Here is a 1,411-nt window from a genome sequence, read left to right on the forward strand (position 1 = left end):
TCTTCGAGGCAGGCAGCCGCGCGGGATCCACCGGGGTCGCCGGTGATCCGGCGGCGCCGTACCGGGCGGCGTTCCTGGCCATCGCGGTCCTGATGCTCCTGAGCACCCTGGACAGCCTGGCCCTCCCCCGCCACGCCGGCGCTGAGGTCAGCCGGCCTGGCCCAGCACCAGCGGCAGAACGGCGCCGGCGCCCGCGAGCCTGAGGGCCCGCCCGGAGACGGTCAGGGTCCAGCGGCTGTCCACGAGGTCGTCCACCAGCATGACGCTCTGGCCACGGATTCCAGCCAGGGCCTCCTCCAGCTCCGGTCCCACCACCAGGCGGTCCCAGACGCCGGCGAGCCGGTAGGCGCTGTTCCCGCCGCGGCCGCCGGTGGGTCCGCCGTGATTGAGCTGCAGCTGGCCCAGATACGGGATGCGGCCAATCTCCGAGATCCCGCGGGCCAGGGAATCCACCAGCAACGGCTTCCCGCGGGAGGGCAGGCTGATGATCGCGGCAGGCCGGCCGGCCCCGCTCCAGCCAGCGGTCCGGGCATCTCCGGTGCCCCACTCCCGGAGCACCTGGACGCAGGCCTGCAGCATGCCCGGGTCCACGGGCCGGTCGGGCGCACCGGCGGCGAAGGCCTCCCGCAGGGCCCCGCCCCAGCCAAGGTCCGTCAGGCGCGCCAGCACCCGGCCGTCCGCGAGGGCCTCATCCGGCTTGATCTTGCCCTTGACCGGCACGCCCAGGCGGTCCATGCCGCTGGGCCACTGCAGCCGCGGTTCCAGGACGACGCCGGCCCGGCGCAGGGTCTGCCCGGCGGTCTCCGTGGCGTCCTCGGCGATGTCGGCGCGGAACCAGCGGCCCGCGCAGTTGTCGCAGCGGCCGCAGGCGCGGGCCGTTTCATCGTCCAGCACCGAGGTGATGTATTCCATCCGGCAGCCGGCCGTGTCCTGGTAGATGACCATCGAGTCCTGTTCATCCACCCGGGCCTCGGCGATCCGGCCGTACCGCTCGGCGTCGTAGTTCCAGGGTTGTCCCGTGGAACGCCAGCCGCCGCCGACGCGTTCGACGGCGCCGTCCACGGCCAGGACTTTCAGCAGCAGCTCCAGCGGGGTGCGGCGCAGGTCCACCCGGGCCTCGAGCGCCACCGTGGACACCGCCGTGCCTGCCTCGGCGAGGGCCGTCAGGACCGCGGCAGCTTTCTCCTCGGACGGCATGGATGCGGTGGCGAAATACTGCCAGATGTCGCGGTCCTCGGATCCTGGCAGCAGCAGGACGTCGGCGTTCGCCGCGCCACGGCCGGCGCGGCCCACCTGCTGGTAGTACGCCACCGGCGACGACGGCGCGCCAAGGTGCACCACGAAGCCGAGGTCCGGCTTGTCGAAACCCATGCCGAGGGCCGAGGTGGCCACGAGCGCCTTGACCTGGTTG

The 1,411-nt window shown here is 73.4% G+C and carries 1 protein-coding gene and 1 pseudogene; one reads left to right on the forward strand and one right to left on the reverse strand.

The genetic code is table 11. From position 1 onward, the window contains the following. Positions 1-203 (forward strand): annotated as a pseudogene (locus LQV45_RS32380) (MFS transporter); the annotation flags it as partial. On the opposite strand, the gene LQV45_RS32385 reads toward LQV45_RS32380, so the two are convergent. Then, the coding region (locus LQV45_RS32385) for a helicase-related protein (RefSeq protein ID WP_290370384.1) at positions 148-1,411 on the reverse strand (1,264 nt) is incomplete at its 5' end. The pseudogene LQV45_RS32380 and the gene LQV45_RS32385 sit on opposite strands and share 56 nt — an antisense overlap.

The organism is Microbacterium sp. Bi128 (assembly GCF_918698205.1).